15 protein-coding genes and 1 pseudogene are annotated in these 25379 nt (G+C 73.5%); 8 read left to right on the forward strand and 8 right to left on the reverse strand.

Annotated features, from left to right (window positions below; all coding sequences use genetic code 11):
* Positions 1-21: 21 nt before the first annotated feature.
* The 4 genes and pseudogenes from ACLIBK_RS17035 to ACLIBK_RS17050 all read left to right on the forward strand — a co-directional run.
* A pseudogene (locus ACLIBK_RS17035) lies at positions 22-1659 on the forward strand (thiamine pyrophosphate-requiring protein); the annotation flags it as partial.
* A gap of 463 nt (positions 1660-2122) precedes the next feature.
* On the forward strand, positions 2123-3754 hold the full coding sequence (locus ACLIBK_RS17040) for a (2,3-dihydroxybenzoyl)adenylate synthase (RefSeq protein WP_415388482.1): 1632 nt from the start codon (positions 2123-2125) through the stop codon (positions 3752-3754).
* 19 nt (positions 3755-3773) lie between these two features.
* Entirely contained in the window at positions 3774-4037 is a 264-nt protein-coding gene (locus tag ACLIBK_RS17045) for a phosphopantetheine-binding protein (protein ID WP_415388483.1), read from the forward strand.
* On the forward strand, positions 4030-7899 hold the full coding sequence (locus ACLIBK_RS17050) for an amino acid adenylation domain-containing protein (RefSeq protein ID WP_415388484.1): 3870 nt from the start codon (positions 4030-4032) through the stop codon (positions 7897-7899). Before ACLIBK_RS17045 ends, ACLIBK_RS17050 begins: the two co-directional genes overlap by 8 nt.
* Positions 7900-8245: 346 nt before the next feature.
* On the opposite strand, the gene ACLIBK_RS17055 is transcribed toward ACLIBK_RS17050, so the two are convergent.
* The gene (locus tag ACLIBK_RS17055; RefSeq protein ID WP_415388485.1) at positions 8246-9187 is read right to left on the reverse strand and encodes a YncE family protein; all 942 of its coding nucleotides are present in this window, start codon (positions 9185-9187) and stop codon (positions 8246-8248) included.
* A gap of 682 nt (positions 9188-9869) precedes the next feature.
* On the opposite strand from ACLIBK_RS17055, the gene ACLIBK_RS17060 reads away from it, so the two are divergent.
* On the forward strand, positions 9870-14501 hold the full coding sequence (locus tag ACLIBK_RS17060) for a hypothetical protein (RefSeq protein WP_415388486.1): 4632 nt from the start codon (positions 9870-9872) through the stop codon (positions 14499-14501).
* 112 nt (positions 14502-14613) lie between these two features.
* Here ACLIBK_RS17060 and ACLIBK_RS17065 read toward each other — a convergent pair whose 3' ends face one another.
* From ACLIBK_RS17065 to ACLIBK_RS17075, 3 genes are read right to left on the reverse strand one after another with little or no spacing between them, the layout of a single operon-like run.
* Positions 14614-16860: a xanthine dehydrogenase family protein molybdopterin-binding subunit gene (locus ACLIBK_RS17065; RefSeq protein ID WP_415388487.1), complete on the reverse strand. Its 2247-nt coding sequence runs from the start codon at positions 16858-16860 to the stop codon at positions 14614-14616.
* The gene (locus tag ACLIBK_RS17070) at positions 16853-17911 is read right to left on the reverse strand and encodes an FAD binding domain-containing protein (RefSeq protein ID WP_415388488.1); all 1059 of its coding nucleotides are present in this window, start codon (positions 17909-17911) and stop codon (positions 16853-16855) included. Before ACLIBK_RS17070 ends, ACLIBK_RS17065 begins: the two co-directional genes overlap by 8 nt.
* Complete coding sequence (locus ACLIBK_RS17075; protein ID WP_415388489.1) at positions 17908-18405, reverse strand: (2Fe-2S)-binding protein; 498 nt, start codon at positions 18403-18405, stop codon at positions 17908-17910. Before ACLIBK_RS17075 ends, ACLIBK_RS17070 begins: the two co-directional genes overlap by 4 nt.
* 220 nt (positions 18406-18625) lie before the next feature.
* On the opposite strand from ACLIBK_RS17075, the gene ACLIBK_RS17080 reads away from it, so the two are divergent.
* From ACLIBK_RS17080 to ACLIBK_RS17090, 3 genes are all read left to right on the forward strand, one after another.
* Positions 18626-19234 (forward strand): TetR/AcrR family transcriptional regulator, encoded by a 609-nt coding sequence (locus tag ACLIBK_RS17080; protein WP_415388490.1) that lies wholly within the window; start codon positions 18626-18628, stop codon positions 19232-19234.
* A 314-nt stretch (positions 19235-19548) separates the two neighbouring features.
* Positions 19549-21717: an anthranilate synthase component I gene (locus ACLIBK_RS17085; RefSeq protein ID WP_415388491.1), complete on the forward strand. Its 2169-nt coding sequence runs from the start codon at positions 19549-19551 to the stop codon at positions 21715-21717.
* Positions 21718-21883: 166 nt separating this feature from the next.
* The gene (locus ACLIBK_RS17090; RefSeq protein ID WP_415388492.1) at positions 21884-22156 is read left to right on the forward strand and encodes a hypothetical protein; all 273 of its coding nucleotides are present in this window, start codon (positions 21884-21886) and stop codon (positions 22154-22156) included.
* Positions 22157-22184: 28 nt separating this feature from the next.
* Here ACLIBK_RS17090 and ACLIBK_RS17095 read toward each other — a convergent pair whose 3' ends face one another.
* The 4 genes from ACLIBK_RS17095 to ACLIBK_RS17110 form a co-directional block, all read right to left on the reverse strand.
* Positions 22185-22931: a Crp/Fnr family transcriptional regulator gene (locus tag ACLIBK_RS17095; protein WP_415388493.1), complete on the reverse strand. Its 747-nt coding sequence runs from the start codon at positions 22929-22931 to the stop codon at positions 22185-22187.
* Between the two features lie 130 nt (positions 22932-23061).
* Positions 23062-23526, reverse strand: coding sequence for a DUF4126 family protein (locus ACLIBK_RS17100; RefSeq protein WP_415388494.1), 465 nt, complete (start codon positions 23524-23526; stop codon positions 23062-23064).
* A 222-nt stretch (positions 23527-23748) separates the two neighbouring features.
* A complete protein-coding gene (locus ACLIBK_RS17105; protein ID WP_415388495.1) occupies positions 23749-24582 on the reverse strand; it encodes a TVP38/TMEM64 family protein in 834 nt (277 codons plus the stop codon).
* Positions 24579-25337, reverse strand: a complete 759-nt coding sequence (locus ACLIBK_RS17110; protein ID WP_415388496.1) for a glycosyltransferase family 2 protein — start codon at positions 25335-25337, stop codon at positions 24579-24581. Before ACLIBK_RS17110 ends, ACLIBK_RS17105 begins: the two co-directional genes overlap by 4 nt.
* Positions 25338-25379: the final 42 nt, after the last annotated feature.

Raw genomic sequence — 25379 nt, forward strand, 5'->3', positions numbered from 1 at the left:
CCATCCGCATCCCCGGAGGACGCGTCCTTGAAAACTGCCCCCGCCATCGCCGAGATCCTGAAGCGCGAGGGGATCGACATCCTCTTCGGCTATCCCCGCAACCAGGTGCTGGAAGCGGCGGCGCAGGCGGAGATCCGTACGGTCATCGTGCGCCAGGAACGGGTCGGCCTGCACATGGCCGATGCCCTGTCCCGGCTGACGCGGGGGCGCCGGCTCGGCGCCTTCTGCATGCAGCACGGGCCGGGCGCGGAGAACGCCTACGGCGCCGTGGCCCAGGCCTTCGCCGAATCCGTGCCCGTGCTGGTGATGCCCCAGGGCTACGCGCGGCGGCTGGCGCATGTGCGGTCCAACTTCAACTCCACCCTCACCATGGCCCATGTCGCCAAGCAGGCCGAGCCGCTCACCAGCGGCCGCGAGGTGCCCAACGTGTTTCGGCGCGCCTTCACCCAGCTGCGCAACGGCCGCGGCGGGCCGGTGGTGGTGGAGCTTCCCCACGACGTCTTCGACGAGGAGGTCGGCGACACGCTGGACTACCAGCCCGTCTTTTCCGTCCGCACCGGGCCCGACCCGGCCGCCGTGGCCGCCGCGGCGGACCGGCTGGTCGCGGCGCGCCGGCCGGTGATCTATGCCGGCCAGGGCGTGCACTGGGCCGCCGCCTATGAAGAGCTGCGCGCGCTGGCGGAACTCCTCGCCGCGCCGGTCTGCACCAGCCTGCCCGGCAAGAGCAGCTTCGACGAAACGCATCCCCTGGCGCTGGGCTCCGGCGGCGCGGCGGTGCCCCGCACCGTGCCGCACTTCCTGGCCCGGTCGGACGTGATCCTCGGGATCGGGTGCAGCTTCTCCGCGACCGCTTTCGGCATCGCCCTGCCCAAGAACAAGACCGTGATCCACGCCACGCTGGACCCGGCCGACCTCAACAAGGAGGTGCGCGCGGAACTCGGCCTGCTGGGGGATGCGAAGCTGGTTCTGCAGGCGCTGGTCGAGGCCTGCCGCACCCGGCTGGGCGGCGCGGCGCGCGACCCGCAGCCCGTCCAGGCCGAGATCAGGGAGGTCGAGGCCGCCTGGATGCGGGAATGGCTGCCCAGCCTCACCTCGGAGGATGCGCCGCTCAGCCCCTACCGCGTGCTGTGGGACCTGCAGCACACGGTGGACATGGACGAGGTGATCATCACCCACGATGCCGGCAGTCCGCGCGACCAGCTCACGCCCTTCTGGAAATCGGTCCGGCCGCTCAGCTACATCGGCTGGGGCAAGTCCACGCAGCTCGGCTACGGGCTCGGCCTGGCGATGGGGGCGAAGCTCGCCTGCCCGGACAAGCTGTGCATCAACGTCTGGGGCGATGCCGCCATCGGCTTCACGGGGATGGATTTCGAGACCGCCGTGCGCGAGCGCATCCCGATCCTGTCGATCCTGCTCAACAACAGCGCCATGGCCGTGGAAATCCCGGTGATGCCGGCGGCCACGGAAAAGTACCGGGCCACCGATATCTCGGGCGACTACGCCAGCATGGCCCGCGCCTTCGGCGGCTACGGGGAGCGCGTCACCACCCCGGAGGAGATCGTCCCGGCGATCCGCCGCGGCATCGCGCAAACGCAGCAGGGGCGGCCGGCACTGCTGGAGTTCATCACCGCCCGGGAAACCCGCACCTCGCGTGCCTGAAGCGGCGCAGGCGGCCGACCTGACGCCCGGGCCGGCCGCGTTTCGCGAACTGTGCGACGGGACAGGCCTGCCGGGATAGGCGGCGCGCGGAAAACCCGGCCGCGGCCTCCGCCCGGCCCGGGTCCCAACGCCCCGGCAGGAACGACCCGGAACGCGCTCCTGGCAGCCGCGCCGCTACCGGCATCCTGACCGCCACCACCGTGCCCCTGGCGCTGCTGCTCACCTGCGCGCCACGCCTCGCCCTGGGCGGCCGCGCCCCTGCCGGCCGCGCTGACGCTGCTGTGGTGCGCCACGCTTCGTGAATGGCTGCAGGGCAGGGCAGGGCGGGACAGCGCGCCCCACCCCTTGCCCCGCCGGGCGCCGGCCGGTACTGACATTGATTATCATTCTAAGCCCCTGACGGGCGAATGCCTCGCCGAGGCCCGGGCGCCTCGCGGTCGGCAGCACAGGACGGACGCTCGCCGTGATCCCTCTCCAGCAGTTCTGGCCCCCCGACCTCGCGGCGCGCTACCGCGCGGCGGGATACTGGCGCGGCGAAACCTTTCCCGGCTTCCTGCGCGCGCGTGCCGCCGAGCGGCCAAACGCCGTGGCCGTGGTCGGCGGCAACCAGCGCTGGACCTATGCGGAACTGCACGCCCGCGCCGAGGCCGCGGCCGCCGGCTTCCTCGCCCTCGGCCTGCGGCCGGGCGACCGCGTGGTGGTGCAACTCGGCAATGTAACGGAATTCTTCTCCGCCGTGTTCGGGCTGTTCCGCGCCGGGCTGGTGCCGGTCTACGCGCTGCCCGCGCACCGGCTGACCGAGGTGGCGCATTGCGCCATCAAGGCCGAGGCCGCCGCCTATCTCGCCGCCGCGCGGGGCGCCGACGGCTTCGACCACCGCACGCTGGCCCGCGATCTGCGTGACGTGGCACCCGGCCTGCGCCACGTGGTGATCGTCGGCGATGCGGCGGAGTTCACGCCCTTCTCCGCCCTGGACGGCGACCGCACCGCGCTGCCGGGCGATCCCGATCCCTCCAGCGTCGCCTTCCTGCAGCTGTCCGGCGGCACCACCGGCCTGCCCAAGCTGATCCCGCGCACCCACGACGACTACATCTACAGCTTCCGCGCCAGCAACGAGATCTGCGGCGTCGGGCCAAACAGCGTCATGCTGGTGGCGCTGCCGGCGGCACACAACTTTCCCATGAGCTCGCCCGGCCACATGGGCGCCCTCTATGCCGGCGCCCGCGTCGTGCTCAGCCCGACGCCCAGCCCGGACGCTGCCTTCCCGCTGACCGAGCGCGAGCGGGTGACGATCACCGGCCTAGTGCCGCCGCTGGCCCTGCTCTGGGCGGAGGCCGCGGCAACCACCCGGCACGACCTGTCCAGCCTGCGGGTGCTGCTGGTGGGCGGCGCCAAGCTGACGCCCGAGGCGGCGCGCCGCATCCGCGCGGCGCTGCCCGGCACGCTGCAGCAGGTCTTCGGGATGGCCGAGGGGCTGGTGAACTACACCCGGCTCGACGACCCCGAGGAGGTCGTGACCGAAACCCAGGGCCGCCCCATCAGCCCCGACGACGAGGTGCTGATCGTGGACGACCTCGGCGAGCCCGTGCCGGAAGGCGAGCCCGGCTACCTGCTGGCGCGCGGCCCCTACACCATCCGCGCCTATCACGACGACGCGGCGGCCAATGCACGCTCCTTCACCGCGGACGGCTTCTACCGCACCGGCGACATCGTGCGCCGCACGCCGGAGGGCAACCTGGTGGTGCAGGGCCGCGCGGGCGATCACATCAACCGCGCCGGCGAGAAGATCTCGGCCGAGGAGGTGGAGGACCACCTGCTGGCCCATCCGGACGTCTTCGACGCCGCCGTGGTGTCCGTGCCCGACGAATTCCTGGGCGAACGCTCCTGCGCCTTCGTGATCCCGCGCGGCGAGCGCCCGCGCCCGGCCGCGCTGAGAGCCTGGATGCGCAAGCGCGACATCGCCGAGTTCAAGGTGCCGGACCAAGTGGTGCTGGTGGACAGCTTCGAAACCACCGCGGTCGGCAAGGTCAGCCGCAAGGAACTGCGCGCCCGCCTGCGCGCGCAGCTGCTGGCCACCGAACACAGCGCGGGCTGACCGGAAAGAGCGAAACGGAATGGCCGACCAGAACACCCCGCCGATGACGCGGGACCGCATGCGCGCCGATCTCGCGCGGACCCTGCGCATGCCGCCCGAGGAGATCGGCGACGAGGACGACCTGAACGACCTCGGCCTGGATTCCATGCGCGCCATGGGCCTCGTGCTGCGCTGGACCGAGGGCGGGCTGCAGCTGGATTTTGGCGAGCTGGCCGAGAGCCTGACGCTGAACGCTTGGTGGGCCGCGGCCGAGCGCGCCATGGCGAAGCGTGCCGGTGGCTGACGGCGGCGGCGCGGCGGGGATCGACCTGCCGCTCACCGAAGCGCAGGAAGGCCTCTGGTACGCGCAGCGGCTCGATCCCGGCAATCCCGTGTTCAACACGGGACAGTTCATCGCCTTCCGCGGTTCGCTGGACGTGGACGCCTTTCGCGCCGCCGTGGATGGCGCCGTGGCCGAGGCGGATTCGCTGGCGTTGCGCATCCACGATGCGCCCGGCGGGGCCGTGCAGCGCCTCGACCCTGCGCTGCGCCCCTGGCTGGAGGTGTTCGACCTGTCGGGCGAAGCCGACCCGCTCGCCGCCGCGCGTGCGGCCATGGCGCGCGACATGGCCACGCCCGCGGACCCCGCCTGCGGCGGCCTCGCGGCCGAGCGGCTCTACCGGCTCTCCGCCGACCACCACCTCTGGTACCAGCGCGCCCATCACCTCGTGCTGGACGGCTTCGGCACGGAGCTGCTGGTGCGCCGGGTGGCCGCGCTCTACGCCGCGCGCCTTGCCGGCACGGACCCCGGACAGCCCCTGGCGCCCTTCACCGCCGCGGCTGAAGCGGACGCCGCCTATCGCGCCTCGCCCCGGCGCATCGCCGACGCGAACTACTGGCGCGACGCCATGGCCGGGGCGCCCGACGTGACCGGCATCGCGGCGGGCCACGCGCGCACCGCCCGCAGTGCCCACCGCGCCCACGCGGCGATCGGCGCCGCGACCGGCGAGGCCCTGCGCCGCTTGGCCGCCACGCACGACCTCGCCTGGCCCGACCTCCTCACGGCATTGCTCGGCGCCTATTGCCGACGCATGACCGGCGAGGCGGAAGCGGTGGTCGGCGTCACCTTCATGAACCGCTTCGGCAGCGCCGCCGCGCGCGTGCCGGCCACCACCATGAACGTGCTGCCGCTGCGCATCCGCATGGTCGAGGACGTGCCGCTGGGCGAGGCCGTGGAGGACATCGTGGCCCAGCTCGCCCGGCTGCGCCGGCACGGCCGCTATCGCGGTGAGCAGCTGCGCCGCGACCTCAGCCGCGTCGGCGGTGGCCGCCGCCTGCACGGCGCCATCGTCAACATCCAGCCCTTCCATGCGATCCCCGCCTTTCCGGGCCTGGACGCGGAGCTGCACCTGCTCGGCACCGGCCCGGTGGACGACATCACCTTCGACCTGCGCACCGATCCCGGCGCCGCCGCGCTGCGCCTGGACGTGGAAGCCAATCCCGACCTGTATTCCGCCGCCGACACCGCCGCGCACGCCACCCGCGCCGCGCATTTCGTCGCGGCCGCCCTGGCCGCCGGCCGCCTGTCCGCGGTGGCCACGGCCACGCCGGCGGAAGCGCATCGCTTCGTCGAGGCGGTGAATGACACGGCGCATCCCGTGCCCGACACCACCCTGCCGGCGCTGATCGCGGCAACGATGGCGGCCGACCCCTCGGCCACCGCGCTGGTCTTCGAGAACCGCTCGCTCTGCTACCGCGAACTCGACGGACGCAGCGCCGCCCTGGCCGGGGCCATCGCCGCGCGCGGCATCGGCCCCGGCGACCTCGTTGCCGTGTCGCTGGACCGTTCGCCCGAGCTGGTGGTCGCGCTGCTTGGCGTGCTGCGCGCCGGCGCCGCCTATCTGCCGCTGGACCCCGCGCATCCCGCCGACCGGCTCGCCCGCATCCTCGCCGTGGCGCAGCCGCGCCTCGTCCTGGCTGCGGCAGCCCTGCCCGGCGCCGCGGACACGCTGCCGCCCGCCGCCTGGCCGCAGCACGGCACGGCCCCCGCCGGCCCGGCGCCGAGCGACGCCGCCTACGCCATCTTCACCTCCGGCTCCACCGGCGAGCCCAAGGGCGCGGTGATCGAGCACCGCGCCATCGTCAACCGCCTCGAATGGATGCGCGCGCAGTACGGCATCACCGCCCGCGACCGCGTGCTGCAGAAGACGCCCGCCACCTTCGACGTGTCGGTGTGGGAGTTCTTCCTCCCCCTCATCGCCGGTGCCACCCTGGTGCTGGCGCCGCCCGGCGCGCACCGCGACCCCGCGGCCATCGCCCGGCTGATCCGGGAGCAGCACGTCACGACGGCGCATTTCGTGCCCTCCATGCTGGCCGCCTTCCTTGCCCATCCTGCCGCGCGCGGCCTGTCGCTGACGCGCGTCTTCTGTTCCGGCGAGGCGCTGACACCCGAGCTGCGCGACCGCTTCCACGCCACGCTGCGGGCGGAACTGCACAACCTCTACGGCCCTACGGAAGCCGCGGTGGATGTCAGCCACTGGGACGCCTCGGCCAGCGATCGCAGCAACCCCGTGCCGATCGGCCGCCCGGTCTGGAACACCCGGCTCTACGTGCTGGACGCGGCGCTGCGCCCGCTGCCGCAGGGCGTCACCGGCCAGCTCTTCATCGCCGGCGTGCAGCTGGCGCGCGAATATCTCGGCCGCCCCGACCTTTCCGCCCGCGCCTTCATCCCCGACCCCTTCCGCCCCGGCGAGCGCATGTACCGCACGGGCGACCTGGCCCGCTTCCGCGACGACGGCGCGATCCTGTTTCTCGGCCGCGCCGACGGGCAGGTGAAGCTGCGCGGCTTCCGCATCGAGCTGGGTGAGATCGAGGCCGCGATCGCCGCCTGTCCGGCCATCCGCCAGAACCGCGTCATCGCGCGCGAGGACCGGCCCGGCGACCTTCGCCTCGTCGCCTATCTCGTGCCGGGGGAGGGCTACGACGCCGCCACGCTGCGCGCCCACCTCGCGGCCCGTCTGCCGGACTACATGCTGCCCGCCGCCTTCGTCGCGCTGGACGCGCTGCCCGTGAACAGCAGCGGCAAGCTGGACCGCGCCGCGCTGCCCGCGCCGGAGATGGAGCACGGGGAGGGCCGCCCGCCGGAAACGGAAACGGAGCGCCGCCTCGCCGTCCTCTTCGCGGAAGTGCTGGATCTGCCGCGGGTCGGCGCGGAGGAGGACTTCTTCGACCTCGGTGGCCATTCGCTGCTCGCCGTGGACCTGATGCTGCGCGTGGAGGAAAGCTTCGGCCGCGATCCCGGTCTTGGCGCGCTGTTCGAGCACCCCACCGTGGCCCGCCTCGCGGCCCTCCTCGACGCCGGTGCCCTGCCACCCGCCGACAACGGCCTGCGCCCGCTGATCCGCCTCGGCGCGGGGGAGGAGGGGCGCCCGCCGCTCTTCGCCGTGCATCCCGCCGGCGGCATCAGCTGGTGCTACGGCCACCTCGCCCGTGCCCTGGCGCCGGAGCGGGATGTGCTCGGCCTGCAGGCGCCCTCGCTGGACGCCGCCGTGCCGCCGCCCGCCAGCCTGGAGGCCCTGGCCGCCGACTATGCCGACCGCGTCCTCGCCGCGAAGCTGCCCGGTCCCATCCACCTCGCGGGGTGGTCGGTGGGCGGCATCATCGCCCAGGCCATGGCGGTGCGGTTGCGCGAACTCGGCCAGGCGGTCGGCACCGTGGCGCTGCTGGACGCCTATCCCGCCGATGCCTGGCGCGCCGAGCCGGAACCGGACGCGGCGGCCGTCTTCCGCGCCCTGCTGCGCATCGCCGGCCACGATCCCGCGCAACACCCGGACCTGCCCATGGAACGCGCCGCGGTGCTGGACGTCCTGCGCCGCGGCGGCACGCCGCTCGGCCGCCTGCCGGATGCGGCGCTGGACGGCGTGGTGCGCGTGGTGGAGGGCAACAACCGCCTGGTGCGCGAACACCGGCACCGCCGCTTCGACGGCACCCTGCTGCATTTCCGCGCCGCGCACGACCACGGCGGCCGCGCCCTGTCCCCCGCCATGTGGGCGCCCTTCGCGGCGCGGCTGGAGGTGGTGGACATCCCCGCCCTGCACGGCGAAATGGTGGGCAGTACGGCCACCGCCGCCATCGCGCCCATCCTGCGCCGCCACATGGTGGGCTAACCCAGCACGCGGCGGACCGTGCTCACACGAGCGGCCGACGCTCCCGGGAGGGGGAGAAGGAATTCTCCCCCTCCCAGACCCTCCCCCTCATCTTTTTTCGGGGTGCTGCCGCAGGCTGGGCTGACATGTCGGGTGCGCAGGAGGGCCACGCCCTCCGGCGACTGCGGCCACAATCCGCGCTGCGCAGAATGAATCATCTTCCGGGCCGTCCAGCACCGGACCTGTCCACCCAGACCCGGCAGCTCCCGAAAAAAGATGAGGGTGGGTCTGGGAGGGAGAATTCCTTCTCCCTCCCGGCGGCCCCGAGCGGCACCCCGCCCAGCGCCGCACCGTATCGCCGACCCTGTCAGGGACGGATCATCGTCACCGTGTCGCCCTCGGGGTCCGCCACCGGCGGCTGCCCGCGCGGCGCCATGCGCGCCTTGTTGGACACGTAGGCAACGCCGGACCGGTGGTCGATGGCCACGGTGTTGGGATGCGTGCCGGTGCGCAGATTGGCGGTCACCGCCAGCGCCCGCGTGTCCACCACGCTGACCGTGCCCGCGCCGCGATTGGCCACGTAGGCCAGCGCGCCGTCGCGCGACAGGGTCACGCCCAGCGCGCCCGCCCCCGTGTCCAGGCGCTGCACCACCTGCCCCGAAGCAGCCTCCAGCACCGCGAGTTGCCCGCTCTTCTGATTGGTGCAGAACAGCCGCCCGCCGGCCGGGCTGAAGGCGATGTTGATCGGGCCTTCCCCACCGGAAGCGAAGCGCCGCACCGCGCCCTGGTTGGCCAGGCTGACCTCCACGATCTCGTTGCTGGACAGCGCCGTCGCGAAAAGGCGCTCCCCCGCGGGATCGAAGGCCAGGCCGGTGATGCCGCCTTCCAGCCCCTGCCGGATCACGCCCGACACCGCGTTGGCGGCCGTGTCCACCACCCAGATCGCGCTCGGCTTGTCCTGGTGGCCATAGATGGACACGAAGGCGCGGTTGCGCGCCTCGTCCACCACCACCTGCCGGATATGCGCGCCCTCACCCTCAGCGATGCGCGCCTTCACCGTGCCGCTGCGCAGGTCGATCGCCAGGAGCCTGCCGCCGCGCGTGTCGGTGCCGAACAGCGTGCCCGTGCGGTCGTTCAGCCCCAGCCCGAACACCGCGTCGGTGCCCAGGTCGATGCTCGACCGCACCTCCAGCGTGCGCAGGTCCAGGCCGAAGACCTTGGCGTTGTTGGCGCCGCGCTCGCCGGTGCTCGCGACGTGCAGGAGGTCGGTGGTGGCGCTGACCACGAGTTCGTACAAGCCCGGCGCCAAGCGGACCGTCTTCTCCGCAACCGGCGCGGCCCGGCCCGGAGAAGCGCGCAAGGCAACGCCCGCGGCCCCGAGCAGGGCCACGAAATGCCGGCGCGAAAGCGACGGCGTGGAATGGTGGCCGCGGGTGTCGGGTGCTGGCATGGCGGGCCTTCTCGGTTTCACGGCCCCGGACCGCCCGGCGTGCGAAAGCCGTCCGGCGTGCCGAGGTCATACTGCAAGTGCCTCTCAATAGCACTCGACAGGCGGCCCGTCGATCCGCGGAGGGCTGCAGTTCACCCGCTTCCGCCGCATGCGCGGGCGGCTGCCGATGCGCTGGTTCCCCCACCTGTCCATCACCCTCCTGCCCGCCGTGGAGCTGCGGCCAGGATGGCGCCGCGCAGGCGCCCCCCGCCCGATGATGCCGGTGCCGGCCCTGCCCGCGGCTGGGAACCGGCAAGACCGACCATCCCGGCGTGTCCGGCCTCGTCGAGGCCGCGCGGCTCGCCCGCTCCGCCGCCTAACCGGCGGCGAGCTGGCCGGACGGGCAGGGCAGGGCGCGCCCGCCCAGTCCCCCTGCCGCCCCCGGGAAAATCCCGTGACATCCGTTGATCGCCCCTACCCATCGCGCGGCGCCTCCGGCCAAGATGCACCAGCAAAACGATGCGGCTTCGGAACGGGGTCGCCAGCCGGGAAGAATTGCCCCATGCCGACCACCCTGTCCGCCGGTGACCTCGCCTTCGTGGGAATCCAGGGCGCGCCCGCCGGAACCGCGCCCGAGCGCTTCGCCGTGCTGCTGCTGCGCGACGTGGAGGCGGGCACGGAGATCCTGGTTACCGACAATGGCTGGCTGGGCAGCGGCGCCTTCCGCACCGGCGAGGGCTTGGTGCGCTACACCGCCCCCGCGGCGCTGACGGCCGGCACGGTGCTGACCTATGCCGGCGAGGGCGACGGCTGGACCAATGTGTCGGGCAGCCTGGCGCTGAGCAACAGCGGCGACCAGCTGATCGCCTTCCAGGGCAGCCTGGCCTCGCCGACCGCGCTGCTGGCCGCCATCCAGAACGATGCCGGCAACTGGCAGCCCGGCAGCAACAGTTCCAACACCTCCGACGTGCCGGGCGCCGGCAGCGACGCCCTGGCGGACCTGCCGGCCGGCACGCTGTCCGTGGCCATCGGTCTGGGCAACGCGGACCGCGACAACGGCGCCTATGCCGGGCCTACCACCGGCTCGGCCGAGGCGCTGCGGGCCGCCATCAACGACGCGTCCAACTGGATCATCTCCAGCGACACGGCGGAGCTGGCCTTTCCGGCCGGCTTCACCGTGGGCGACCCCGTGGCCGGCATCACCGTGACGCCCGCCACCGCCACGGCCACCGAGGGTGGCGCGGGCGGTTCCTTCACCGTGGTGCTGAACACCCAGCCCACTGCCGAGGTGACGATCGCCCTGTCCGGCGACGGCCAGGTGACGCCGGGCACCACCACCCTGGTGTTCACCGCCGCCAACTGGAACCAGCCGCAGAGCGTCACCGTCTCCGCCGTGGATGACGCCACGCCCGAAGGCACCCACGGCGGCACGGTGACCCTGGCGCCTGCCACCAGCGACGACCCCGCCTATGCCGGGCTGAACCCGGCCGACGTCGCCGTGACGATCACCGACAACGAGGCGCCGCTGCCCATTGCCATCGGCACGGTGCAGGGCGCCGGCCACACCAGCGGCTTCGTCGGCCAGGAGGTGACGGTGCGCGGGGTCGTCACCGCCGTGGACAGCGCCGGCTTCTACCTGCAGGACGCGGGCGACAGCGACCTCGCCACCTCCGACGCCGTCTTCGTCTTCACCGGCGGTGCCCCGGGCGTCACGCTGGGCCAGGGCCTGCTCGTCACCGGCACGGTCAGCGAGTTCCGCGGCGGCGGCAACTTCAACAATCTCACCACCACCCAGATCACCGCCCCCGACATCGCCGTGCTGGACGCGCCGATCGAGGGCGTGGTGGCCACGGTGATCGGCCGGGGCGGCCGCCTGCCGCCCACCGAGGTGGCGCAGGACGACAACTTCACCTCCTTCGACCCCACGGCGGATGGCGTGGACTTCTACGAGAGCCTGGAAGGGATGCTGCTGCGCATCCCCAACGCCGTGGTGGTGCAGGGCACCAACAGCTTCAACGAGACCTGGGTGCTGGCCGATGACGGGGAGGACGCCACCGGCCGCACCCCGCATGGCGGCGTGATCCTGACCGAGAGCGACAAGAACCCCGAGCGCATCCAGATCCAGTACGACCCGGCACCGGGCAACGTGCAGCCGGGCTTCCAGCCGCCGACGCAGGTGGGCGACCGGCTGGGCGATGTGACGGGCGTGCTGAGCTACGATTTCGGCCAGTACCAGCTGCTGCCGACCCTGCCCTTCGCCGTGACCGATGGCGGGTTGCGCAAGGAGGTCACCACCCTGACGGGCGGCGCCGAGGCGCTGACGATCGCCGACTACAACGTCGAGAACCTCGACCCCGGCGATGGCGTCGCCCGCTTCGACGCGCTGGCCCGGGACATCGTGCTCAACCTGCGCACCCCCGACGTGCTGGCGCTGCAGGAGATCCAGGACAACAACGGCGCGATCAATGACGGCGTGACCTCCGCCGCCGCCACCGGCCAGGCGCTGATCGACGCCATCAGGCGCGCCGGCGGCCCGGACTACGTCTATGCCGACATCCCGCCCGCCGACGACACCTCCGGCGGCGAGCCCGGCGGCAACATCCGCCCGGGCTTCCTGTATCGCGCCGACCGGGTGCAACTGCTCAGCCTGGAGCAGGTTTCGCCCAACGACCCGGCCTTCGCGAACTCCCGCATCCCGCTGGTCGGCACCTTCGCCTTCAACGACGAGATCGTCACCGTCATCAACGTCCACTTCTCCTCCAAGAGCGGCGGCGGCACCGATTTCGGCGCGGTCTTCCCGCCGGTGAACGGCGCCGAGGCGGCGCGGGTCGCCCAGGCCCAGGCCACCAACTCCTTCGTGGACGCGCTGGTGGCCGACCGGCCCGACGCCAAGGTGCTGGTGATCGGCGACCACAACGAGTTCTCCTTCGAGGAGCCGCAGATCGTCCTGCGCGGCGAAAGCTTCGGCGACATCCCCGTGCTCGCCGACCTCAACACCAAGCTCCCGGAGAACGAGCGCTACACCTACACCTTCGACGGCAACTCGCAGGCGCTGGACCACACCCTGGCCACCGGGGCCGCCTATGCCGTGGCCCAGTACGACGTGGTGCACATCAACAGCGAGTTCTCCGACCTCCATGGCGCGCCCTCGGGGCTGGTGCGCAACTCCGACCATGACCCGCAGGCGACGCTGCTGACGCTGCGGCAATCCGCCGCGCTGGAATTCACCCTGCTGCGCGACGGCACGGATGCCTCTGGCGCGCTGCTCTACAACGACCAGGCGGTGAACAGCACGCAGAACAGCGCCGCGGCCGACGACGACACGCTGGGCCAGCTGTCCCGCTTCCGGCAGGTCTACGGCAATGTGGTGGTGGGCCAGGCCAGCTTCGCGTCCGGCACCACCCTGGACGGTTCCGCGCTGGATGGCGGCGTGGTGTCGCTGGAATGGAGCTCCGCCACGGCGGCGGTGCTCGACCTCGGCGCTGACCGGGAAGCGGTGCAGCGGGTGCGGGTGGACGACTTCACCGGCACCGCGCTGACGCTGCGCGACTTCGCCGAGGTGCAACTCAGCCTCGCCGGCCCCCAGGCCCGCAGCCTGACGGTCGAGGACGCGCGCGGCGGCACCCTGCTGCTCGGCGCCGGCAATGACCTGCTGCGCATCACCGCCGACAATGACGGCAGCACCGGCAACGGGCGGCAGAACGGCTTCACCGTCAACACCGGCGCCGGCGACGACCGGGTGGTGTTCCTCGCCCCCGCGCCCGACGCGCTGCCCGGCAGCTTCGACCCCGCGCTGCTGCGCAACGAGGCCGACCTCGGCGCCGGCCATGACGGCTACGAGGGCGGCGCGGGCGCCGACCGCGTGCTGGGCCGCGCCGGCAACGACACGCTGGACGGCGGCGCCGGGAATGACACGCTGCTGGGCGGCTCCGGCAACGACGTGCTGCTGGGCGGCGCCGGCAACGACCTGCTGAGCGGCGAGCTGGGCGCCGACGCGGCGGCAGGCGGGTTGGGCAACGACACCTACGTGGTGGACAACGGCGGCGACACCGTCTCGGAGGAGGGCGGCGACGGCATCGACACGGTGCGCGCTTCCGTGTCCTTCACCCTCGCCGGGGGCGTGGAGCAGCTGGTGCTGCTCGGCACGGAGGCGCTGGACGGCACCGGCAACGCGCTCGCCAACAGCCTGACCGGCAACGAGGCGGGCAACGCCCTGCAGGGGCGGGACGGCAACGACACGCTGGTCGGCCTGGGCGGCAGCGACCTGCTCGACGGAGGCACCGGGGCGGACCTGATGATCGGCGGCCTGGGCGACGACCACTACGTCGTGGACAACAGCGCCGACGTGGTGCGCGAAGCGGCCGGCGGCGGCACCGACCGCGTCTACGCCACGGCGGATTTCGTGCTGCGCGCCGAGGTGGAGGAACTGGTGCAGCTCGGCACCGCCTCGATCCGGGCGGACGGCAACGCGCTGAACAACACCCTGTCCGGCAACACCGGCAACAACCGCCTGCGCGGCTATGCCGGCGACGACGTGGTGCAGGGCGGCGATGGGGACGACCGGCTGGAAGGCGGCGCCGGCGACGACACCCTGTCCGGCGGCGAGGGCAATGACCGGCTGGAAGGCGGCACCGGCGCCGATGCCATGCTCGGCGGCGCGGGCGACGACCTGTACTTCGTGGACGATGCCGGGGACACCGTGTCGGAACTGCCGGGCGGCGGCAACGACCGCGTCTTCAGCACAATCAGCTTCACCCTGGCCGCGGATTTCGAGCGCCTGACCTTTCTGCAATCCGGTCTGACCGGCACCGGCAATGCCGGGGACAACGCCCTGGACGGCAGCAGCGGCGCCGACACGCTGCGCGGCGCTGCCGGCAACGACCGCCTTTACGGCAATGCCGGCAATGACGAGTTGGAAGGCGGCGCCGGCAACGATGTCACCGATGGCGGGCTGGGCGACGACGTCTTCGTGTTCCGCGCGAACGAGGGCGCCTCCAACAATCTCCTCGGCGACTTCGACCGGCTGGGCGACGACACGATCCGGCTGGTGGGCTTCGCGGCGAGCAGCTTCGAGGCGCTGCAGATCCGCCAGGCCGGCAACAGCGTGGTGATCGAGCTGGATGGCGGGGTGACGCTGAACCTGGCCAACACGAGCATCGCGCAGATCGGCGCCGACGACTTCCTGTTCGGCTAGCGCGCCGCGCGCCGCAACCCGGGGGCACGCCGCCGCCCCCGGATGGTGCGGGTGTTCCCCGGCCGGCTGGGATGCACGGCGCGGCAAGCCCCGGCGCGCCGGCCACCGGCCCTCAGCCCGCCGCCAGCAGCGCCTCGATGGCGATGGGGAAGCGGCGGACCCGCACCCCCGTCGCGTGCCACACCGCATTGGCCACCGCCCCCGCCGTGCCGGTGATGCCGATCTCGCCCACGCCCTTGACGCCCAGCGCGTTGACGAAGGGATCGTGCTCCTCCACCAGGATCGCCTCCACCGAGGGCACGTCGGCATTCACCGGTACGTGGTATTCGGCGAGGTTGGCGTTCATGATCCGCCCCGAACGCGGGTCCATGACCGCCTGCTCGTGCAGCGCGAAGGACACGCCCCAGATCATGCCGCCGTAATACTGGCTGCGCACCAGCCGCGGGTTGATCACCGTGCCCGCGGCAAAGGCGCCCACCAGCCGCGTGGCGCGGATCTGCCCCAGCTCCGGGTCCACCTTCACCTCGGCGAACACGGCGCCGTGCGCATGGGTGGCGTAGCGTTCCTGCACCGCCGGGTCCATGGCGCCGGTGCCGCGGCCTTCCACCTCCGCCAGCCCGGCGCGCGCCAGGATGTCGGTGAAGCTTTCGCCACGGCTCTCGTCGTCGCGCCGCAGCAGCCGGCCGTTGCGCGCCACCACGCCCACATTGCCGGCGCCGAACAGCGGCGAGCGCTCGTCGTTCACCGCCAGTTCCGCCAGCTTCGCCACCGCATCCTCGCCCGCGCCCTTCAGCGCCGCGCCCGCGGTGGCGGTATGCGCCGAGCCGCCGGCGATGCCGGCATCCGGCAGGGTGGAATCCCCGGCGCGGAATTCCAGCCGGTCGAGGTCGATCCCCAGGCTGTCGGCGGCAATCTGGGCGAGTGCGGTCCAGGCGCCCTGGCCCATGTCGTGCGCGCCGGTTTCGGCCAGCCCGCTGCCGTCGCGGCGCAGCACCGCCCGCGCCTGGCCCGCGAACATCAGCGCCGGAAAGGTCGCGGTGCCCATGCCCCAGCCCACCAGCAACCCGTCCGCGTCGCGCATCTGCCGCGGCTGCAGCGGCCGCCCCGCCCAGCCGAAGCGCGCCGCCCCCTGGGCGTAGCATTCGCGCAGCGCCTTGGAGGAGAAGGGCTTGCCGGAGATCGGCTCCACCTCGGCGTAGTTGCGCAGGCGGAACTCCAGCGGGTCCAGGCCGACGGCCAGCGCCATCTCGTCGATCGCGCTTTCCAGCGCGGCCGAGCCGCTGGCCTCGCCGGGGGCGCGCATGAACAGCGGCGTGCCGATGTCCAGCCGCACCGCTTCCGTGGTGCTGCTGATGGCCGGGCTGTTGTACAGCGTGTGCGAGGCCTGCGCGGCGGGCTCGAAGAAGTCGTCGAAGCGGCTGCTGGCGGTGCGCACGTGGTGGTCCAGGGCGCGCAGCGTGCCGTCGCCGTCCGTGCCCAGGCGCAGCGTTTGCCGCGTCGGCCCGCGATGGCCGACGGGGCCGTACATCTGCTCGCGCCGCAGCACCAGCTTCACGGGGCGCCCGACCAGGCGCGCCGCCAGCATGCCCAGCACCTGCGGCCCGGACACCACCCCCTTGGACCCGAAGCCGCCGCCCAGGAAAGGGCTGCGGATGTGGATGTTGCCGGCGGGGATGCCGAAGAGCCCGGCGATCCGCTCCTGCGCCCAGGCCATGCCCTGGCTGGGCGTGTCCACGGTCAGCCGGTCGCCGTCCCAGGACGCCACCACCGCGTGCGGCTCCATGGCGTTGTGGTACTGCGAGGGCGTCTCGTAGGTGGCCTCGACGCGGGCCGCGGCGGTGGCCAGCCCGGCCTCCACGTCGCCGTGCCGGGTTTCCGCAGGCCCGCCGGCGCCGATGGCCTCGGGGATGAAGCTGTCCGGCCCGTCCAGCCCGGTCTGCGGCGGCTCCGCCTCGTAGCGCGGGGACAGCAGCGCGGCCCCTTCCGTGGCGGCTTCCAGCGTGTCCGCGATCACCACGGCGACGGGCTGGCCAGCGTAGCGCACCCGGTCGTTCTGCAGCAGCTCCAGCCGGAAGGTGAAGGGACCCGTCTTCTCGTCCGGGTCCAGGGCCAGCGGCGGCCGGTTGGCGGGCGTCATCACCGCCACCACGCCGGGATGCGCCAGGGCCGCCGCCTCGTCCAGCGACACGACGCGGCCGCGGGCGACGCTGCTGACGGCCAGCACGGCGTGCAGCATCCCCGGCGGGTGGTTGTCGGCGGCGTAGCGCGCCCGACCGGTGACCTTCAGCGCGCCGTCGCGGCGCGTCAGCGGCTGCCCGATCGAGGAGCCCTGCCGCACATGGGTCGCTTGCTCAGACATGGATGGAGCCTCCGGGGGGCGGCGCGAGGGGGGAAGCGGGCAGGGCGGGCAGGCGCTCCGGCGTGCCGGCGGCGGCCAGCGCCAGGGCGCGCGCCACGATCCGGCGCGCCAGTTCGATCTTGAAGCCGTTCTCGCCGGAGGGCTGGGCCTCGGCCAGCGCCGCCTCCGCCGCGCGCCGGAAGGCCGCGGCATCGGGGCGGGCGCCGGCGAGGACGGCTTCCGCGGCCCGGGCGCGCCAGGGCTTGGCCGCGACCCCGCCCAGCGCCACGCGCGCCTCGGCGATGGCCCCGTTCTCCACCCGCAGGCAGGCGGCGGCGGACACCACGGCGAAGGCGTAGGAGGTGCGCTCGCGCAGCTTCACGTAGCGGGCATGCGCGGCGAAACCCGCCGCCTCCGGCGGCAGGCGGATCGCCACCACCAGCTCGCCCGGCGCCAGCACGGTGTCGCGCTCCGGCGCGTCGCCGGGCAGCCGGTGCAGCGCGTCCAGCGGCAGCTCGCGCCGCCCCGCCGGCCCCTCGATCTCCACGACGGCATCCAGCGCCACCAGGGGGACGCAGAAATCCGACGGATGCGTGGCGATGCAGCTCTCGCTCCAGCCCAGCACGGCGTGCAGCCGGTTCTCGCCGCCGCGCGCGTCGCAGCCGGCGCCGGGATCGCGCTTGTTGCAGGCGCTGGCGGGGTCGTAGAAATACGCGCAGCGCGTCCGTTGCAGCAGGTTGCCGCCCACCGTCGCGGCGTTGCGCAGCTGCGCCGAGGCGCCGGACAGCAGCGCTTCCGCCACCGCCGGGAAGCGCCGCCGGAAGCTCGCGTCCCGCGCCAGCTCGGCGTTGCGCACGCGCGCCCCGATGCGCAGCCCGCCATCGGCCGTGGCCTCGATGCCGCCCAGCTCGGGTAGCCGGCTGACATCCACCAGCCGCGCCGGATGCACCACGCCGCCCTTCATCAGGTCCAGCAGGTTGGTGCCGGCGGCCAGGTAGGCGCTGCCCGGCACGGCGGCCGCGGCGACGGCTTCCGCCACGGTGGCGGGCCGCAGGTAATCGAAGCGGTTCATGCCGCCTCCTCCCGGCCGGCGGCGGCCATGCGCGCCTGCGCGTCCAGCACGGCCTCCGTGATGCCCTTGTAGGCGGCGCAGCGGCACAGGTTGCCGCTCATCCCCTCGCGCACCCGCTCGGGGTCGTCGCCCGCCTCGCCCTCCTCGATCAGCCCCACCGCGCTCATGATCTGGCCGGGGGTGCAGAAGCCGCACTGGAAAGCGTCGTGCTCGATAAAGGCGGCCTGCACGGGATGCAGCGCATCGCCCTGCGCCAGCCCTTCCACCGTCCGCAGCGTGGCGCCGTCATGGCTGATCGCCAGGGCCAGGCAGGAATTCACCCGCTGCCCGTCCAGGATCACCGTGCAGGCGCCGCACTGCCCGCGGTCACAGCCCTTCTTGGTGCCGTGCAGGTCCAGGCGCTCGCGCAACAGGTCGAGCAGCGTGACCCGTGGGTCCTCCAGTTCGATCCGCCTGGGCACGCCATTGACGGTGAGGTTGATGCTCAGGCTCATGCGGTGTCTCCGAGGGGAGCGGATTCGGCACGGTTCGCCCGGCACGACCCGGGGCCGGGGAAAATAAACGGCAGCCGCCGTTTTTCCCCGGTGACCGCAGGACCGGTGCGCTGTTGCCGCGTTGAAAAAACGGACGCCGGGGGAAGGGGGAAGCACGCCCGTCCCGGTGCCGTGGGGGTTAGAATATGGAGGGTGCCTCCGTTTACAAGCGGAAAATGCGATGGCCGGTGCGATGAGCGGTGATCCCGAGGGCGCGGCGCGCAAGCCGCGGGCCGATGCGCGGCGCAACCGCGAGCGCGTGCTGGAAGCGGCCAAGGCGGTGTTCAGCCAGGGCGGGGCGGGCGCCAGCCTGGAAGCCGTGGCGCGGCGCGCCGGCGTCGGCATCGGCACGCTGTACCGCCACTTCCCCACCCGCGAAGCCCTGTTCGAGGCCGTGTACCGGCGCGAGGTGGAGCAGCTGGTGGAACTGGCCGAAACCCTGCGCGGCGGCGCCAGCCCCACCGAGGCGCTGCGCCGCTGGATGCGCGCCAACGTGGAACTGGTGGCCACCAAGAAGGGTATGGTGGCGGCGCTGGCCGTGGTGGCGCAGAACTCGCCGGAGCTGATGGCCTATTCGATGGACCGGCTGACCCAGGCGCTGGGCGAGCTGCTGGCCCGCGCTGCCGCCGCCGGCGAGATCCGCGGCGACATCGGCGCGGACGAGGTGCTGCGGGCGATGTTCGGCATCTGCTACGCCCAGGACCGGCCGGACTGGCAGGAGGCGGCGCTGCGCCTGATCGAGGTTTTCGTGGACGGGCTGCGCCAGCGGCGGGAACCGGCGCCGGCCTGAACCCCGGCCGCCGCACCCCCGGCCGGGCCGCCCCCGCGCGCCCGCGAAAGCCATCGGCAAGACCTACGATTGCCGTCGGTGTGACGGGCCGCGCCCGGGAAAGCCGCGCCGGGGGCTTGTGCCGCCGCCGCCATCCCCCTAGCCTCCACCGCATGAACGCGCGCCCTTCCTCCACCCGCTGGTGGCGGCCCAACCCAGACGGGCGGCCCGCGTAACCCTGTTGCCACGGCCGTTCCCGGAAAACCGGGCGGCACGATTTGTTCCAAGCTGATCCGGTTCTCCGCGGCCCCCAGACCCCACGGAACCCGATCGCCATGTCCGAATCCAGCTTCCAGACCCGCGGCGGCATCACCGTCCGCCGCAGCACGGCCGAAGGCCCCTATGCCGCCGGCAGCGAGGCGCTGGCCGACCGGCTGGACCGCCAGCGCGGCGTCCTGCTGTCCTCCTCCTTCGAGTTTCCCGGCCGCTACACCCGGTTGGACATGGGCTGCGCCGACCCGCCGGTGATGCTGTTTTCCCGCGGTCGCGAGGTGACGCTGGACGCGCTGAACGCGCGCGGCCGCGTGCTGCTGGGCGCCATTGCCCCGGTCCTGCAGGCCCTGCCGGAAGCCGAGGGCTTCGACGCCACCCCCGACCGCATCACCCTGCGCATCCGCCCCCCCGCCGCCCGCTTCCCAGAAGAACAGCGCTCCCGCCAGCCCTCGGTGTTTTCGGTGCTGCGCGCGATCGGCGACCTGTTCGGTGCCGATGCCGACCCGCATCTCGGCCTCTACGGCGCCTTCGGCTACGACCTGGTGTTCCAGTTCGAGCCGCTGCCGCTGCGCCTGCCGCGCGCGGCGGACCAGCGCGACCTCGTGCTGTTCCTGCCCGACGAGGTCCATGTCGTGGACCACATGAAGCAGGTCGCCTCCGTGCACCGCTACGAGTTCACCACCGCCGACGGCCGCAGCACCGACGGCCTGCCGCGCGACACCCCGCCCGACCCCTTCCGCCCCGGCAGCGGCGCCACCCCGCCCGAGAGCGACTACGCCCCCGGCGAATACGCCGCCATGGTGGAACGCGCCCAGGCGGCCTTTGCCCGCGGCGACCTGTTCGAGGTGGTGCTGGGCCAGACCTTCGCCACCCGCTGCGACGACGCGCCCTCGGCCCTGTTCCGCCGCCTGCGCCAGGTGAACCCCGCCCCCTATGGCGCCCTGATGAACCTCGGCAACGGCGAGTTCCTGGTGGCCGCCTCCCCCGAGATGTTCGTGCGCGTGGAAGGCCGCCGCATCGAGACCTGCCCGATCTCCGGCACCATCAAGCGCGGCCGCGACGCGCTGGAGGATGCGGAGAACATCCGCACCCTGCTCAACTCCCGCAAGGAGGAAAGCGAGCTGACCATGTGCACGGACGTGGACCGCAACGACAAGTCGCGCGTCTGCGTCCCCGGTTCCGTGCGCATCATCGGCCGCCGGCAGATCGAGATGTATTCCCGCCTGATCCACACGGTGGACCACGTGGAAGGCACCCTGGCCCCGGAATACGACGCCCTCGACGGCTTCCTGAGCCACGCCTGGGCCGTCACCGTCACGGGCGCGCCCAAGCCCTGGGCCATCCGCCACGTCGAGAACGAGGAGCGCTCCGCCCGCCGCTGGTACGGCGGCGCCATCGGCCGCGTCACCTTCGACGGGGCCATGAACACCGGCCTGACGCTGCGCACCATCCGCCTGCAGGACGGCGTCGCCGAAGTGCGCGCCGGCGCCACCCTTCTCCACGACAGCGACCCGGCGGCGGAGGAGGCGGAATGCCGCCTCAAGGCTTCCGCCATGTTCGCCGCGCTGCGCGGCGAGGGCGCCCCGAAGCCCGCCGCCGCCGCGGCCGCCACAGCCGCCGCCGGCCGCGCCCCGCGCGTGCTGCTGGTCGACCACGAGGACAGCTTCGTCCACACCCTGGCCGGCTATTTCCGGGCCGCGGGCGCCGCCGTGTCCACCCTGCGCCCCGACGCCGCCCGCGCCGCCCTGCGCGAAGGGGAGGCGGCCGACCTCGTGGTGCTCTCCCCCGGCCCCGGCCGCCCCGCCGACTTCGCGATGTCCGATACGCTGGACCTGCTGTTGCGCCGCGGCCTGCCGGCCTTCGGCGTGTGCCTGGGCCTGCAGGGCATCGTGGAACATTTCGGCGGCGCGCTGGACGTGCTGGCGGAGCCGATGCACGGCAAGACCTCCACGGTCCGCTCCTTCGGCGGCCGGCTGCTGGACGGGCTGCCCGAGCGCTTCGCGGTGGGCCGCTACCATTCCCTGCACGCCCGCCGCGTCGTCCTGCCCGCCGAGCTGCGGGTCACCGCGGAAACCGAGGAGGACGCCGTGGTGATGGCGGTGGAACACGCCCGTCTGCCGGTGGCCGCCGTGCAGTTCCACCCCGAGAGCCTGATGACCGGCCCCGCCGAGATCGGCATGCCGCTGGTGCGCGCCGCCTTGACCCGGCTGTTGCCGGTGGCGGCGAACTGAGCGCGCCCCGGGGCCGGGGGGATGGGCCGCGCCCGGCCCATCCCCCGCGCGCCGCGCCCTCCCCGCGAGACGCGGCGCGGCGTTTCGCGGAAGCGTGATATACCGGGTCCGGCCGGAGACCCCATCCTAGGAATCCGGAAGCAGCGTGCCGAGCAGGGAGGTCCCGATGTCCGTAATGGGTGCGCTGGACCATTACGGCCGCTTGGCCAGCGCGGCGCGCGCGAGTGCCGCCCAGGTGCCGGACAACCCGAGCCTGCAGGATGCCTTCGAGCGCCTGGCGGAAAGCTACGACCGCCTGTCCCGCCAGGTCCGGCGCATCCGACTGATGCAGGAAAACAAGCCGCCGGGGCCGCTGCTGCTGCTGCTGGGCGAGGAGGAGACCGGGCCAGCGGCCCCCGCGCCGCACCCGCTGCCGGACGGCGAGCCTCCGGCGCGCTGACCTCCCGGCAGCCTCGCCACCGCCCCGGTCAGCGCCGGGGGGCAGCCCTTTCGCCATCCGCCCGGCCCAGCAGGCGTTCCATGTCCCGGCGGACGATGCTGTAGCATTCGCAGGACGCGCTCTCGAGCCCCGGCCGGTCGGTGACGGTGATGCAGCCCCGCTGGTAGCGGATCAGCCCGGCCCTTTGCAGCGCCCCCGCCGCCACCGTCACGCCCGCCCGGCGCAGGCCCAGCATGATCGCCAGGAACTCGTGCGTCATGGTGAACTCGTCGCCCACCGTGCGGTCATGCGCCATCAGCAGCCAGCGGGCCAGGCGCTGTTCGGTGCTGTGGCGGCCGTTGCAGGCCGCGGTGCGCGACACCTGCCCCAGATGCACCAGCGCGTAGCGCAGCAGCAGCCCTTGCAGCACCGGGTCGGCCGCCATCGCCTCCCGCAGCGCGCCGGTGCCGATGCTCAGGGCGGTGCCGGCATTCTGCACCAGGGCTTCCAGGTCGTCACAATCGCCGCCCAGCACCACCGGTATGCCGACCACGCCGTCGGGGCCGATCATGCCGACCTCGGCGCCCTCGCCGTCTTCCAGCGGGGCGATCATGGAGATCCAGCCGGTTTCGGGGAAATACACCGTCTCGATCGGCCGTTCCGGGTCGTGCAGCACCTGCCGCAGCGACAACTCCACCGGGTTCAGGAAGGGCCGCAGCCGGGCGAGGCTGCTCTCCGGCAGGGCGCGCAGCAGGCGGTTGCGCGGCTGGGACGGCTGAAGTGCGGCGTCGAGCATCGGGAGGGGATTCCGTGATCGTGGCCCGCAAGCGCGTGGCACCCGTTCTGCCGTCTAGGCCGAGGCGGCGAAGCGGGCAACGCCGCCATCCTAGCGCGGATCATCCGGCGGCCGCGTACGGAATCGTCGCTCAGTCCAGCGCGCCCCGGCGCAGCGCGCGCAGCACGGCCACCGCGCCGGCCAGGACCAGGGCATCCTCGACCAGCCCGGTGGGCGTCTGGCCGAAGCGCGGCATGGCGGCGACCCGGGCCCGCCAGCCGGGAAAGGCGGCGGTCACCGCCGTGCATCCCCCCACCGCCGCGCCGAGCCAGCGCCGGCGGCGCGGCACCAGCGCCGCCCCCGCCACCGCCGAGGTCAGGAAGCGCCCCAGCAGCCCGATCGGCACGATGCGGTCCGGCGCGTCCGGCAACTTGTCCCCTGCCATTTCCGCGGCCGCGAGCAGCACCAGCCCCGCCGCCGCCCAGGGATGCCCGAGCATTCCGGGCGCGCCGTTATCCGCCGGCAGCCGCCCGCGCGCGGCCGCCACGGCCACGGCGGCCAGCGGCGTCATGGCGCGCTGGCCGCCGACCAGGCCCATCAGGAAGGGTGCGAGCATGCCGTTTTCATCCGCGCCGGTGCGGCAAGGGGAACTCCCGTCCCGGCCCGGCGGTTGCGGCCCGGGTTTCGCGCGTGGCAGAAACGCCCGAATCTGTCACGCGGCTTGACGCTGGACGGAAAAAAGTCTAAGGATTTCAGCGTCATCAGGCTCATGCCGGCGCCCCGGCGCAGCCCGGGCGTAAGGAAGTAAGATGGTAAGGAAGTAAGGCGAGTTTCGTCCTTATTCCTCGATCGCCCGCCCCGCCCGGTGCCGCCGCAGCAGCCACCAGCCCAGCGCCGCGGACACCGCGAACAGCCCCGCCCCCAGCGCCAGCTGCGCCGTGCGGTCCACCGCCACGCCCTCGCCCAGCAGGGCGAACACCGCGGTTTGCGGCACGTAGCCCAGCGCCGAGCCCAGCAGGAACGGCGCCGCCCCGATCCCCGACAGCCCCGCCAGCAGGTTGAGCGCGAGGTTGTTGCCCACCGGCAGCAGCCGCAGCGCCACCGTGGCGCCGAAGGGGCTGCCGGTCAACGCGTCGTGCAGCGGCCGCAGCCGGCGCCCGAACCGCCCCGTCAGCCGCCGCGCCGCCCAGTCCCGCCCCACCAGCCGGGCCCAGCCGAAGCACAGGGCGCAGCCCAGCACCTGCGCCAGCAGCGACAGCGCCCCGCCGGTCAGCGCCCCGAAGGCGGTGCCGCCCAGGAACGCCACCGCCTGCCGCGGTGCCCCCACCGCCGCCGCCGCGGCCCCCGCCAGCACGAAGAAGACCTGCCCCGCGGCGCCGTGGTCGCGCACATGCGCTTCCACGAAATCCACCCCCTGGGCGGAGCCGATCTCGCGCAGCAGCCAGCCTGCCAGCCCCAGGCCCAGCGCCAGCGCCAGCAGCCGGCCCAGCGCCCGCCCGGCGCGGCCCCGCGTGGCGGCCGGTCCCGCACTGCCTGGCCCGGCGCCCCCAGATCCGACGCTGTCCGATCCGGCGCCGCCGTGCCCGGCGCTTTCCGGTCCGGCGGCGTTCTGCCCAGCGCTGCCTGCTCCGGCGTCGCCCTTGCCGCCGCCCGGCCCGGGCAAGCCCGTCACGGTTCCAGCCGCGGCCGCTGCCAGCGGCGCTGCAGCCACATCACCCCCAGCAGGTCCACCAACCCCACCGCCAGCCGGTCCAGCGTGCCGTAGTTGCTCACGCCCCGCAGCCGCGGCCGGTGGTTCACGGGCTCGCTCACCACCCGCCCGCCCTGGCGGATCACCAGCGCCGGCAGGAAGCGGTGCATGTGGTCGAAGGGCGGCAGCTCCAGGAACAGCGCGCGGGAAAACACCTTCAGCCCGCAGCCCGTGTCGGGGGTGGCGTCGCCCAGCAGCCGGGCGCGCACCCGGTTGGCCACGCGGCTGGTGAATCGCTTGGTGGCGGTGTCCTTGCGGGTGGTGCGCCAGCCCGCCACCAGCGTGCTCTCGCCTTCCGCCCGGGCGCGCGCCCACAGCTTCGGGATATCGGCCGGGTCGTTCTGCCCGTCCCCGTCCAGCGTCGCGATCCAGGGTGCCCGCGCCGCCCGCACCCCCGTCACCACGGCCGCCGACTGGCCGCAGGACCGGGCATGGCGCAGCGGCCGCACCGCGAAGCGCGCCGCCGCCTCACGCAACTGGGCGGAGGTGTCGTCGGTGGAGCCGTCATCCACGCACAGGATCTCGTGCGGCACGTCGGCCAGCGCGGCGCCGATCTCCGCCACCAGCGCGGCCACGTTGGGCCCCTCGTTGCGCATCGGCACGACGACGCTGATCGCCGGCGCAACCGCGGGCGGGACGGGGCGGTGGGTTTCGCTGGCGGAAAGGGCCGGGCACATCGGCCGCGGGGGGTAGCAGGGGGGGGGCGAGCGGTCCAGGGT

It is taken from the genome of Roseomonas sp. BN140053 (assembly GCF_047690175.1).
Lineage (GTDB): Bacteria > Pseudomonadota > Alphaproteobacteria > Acetobacterales > Acetobacteraceae > Roseomonas.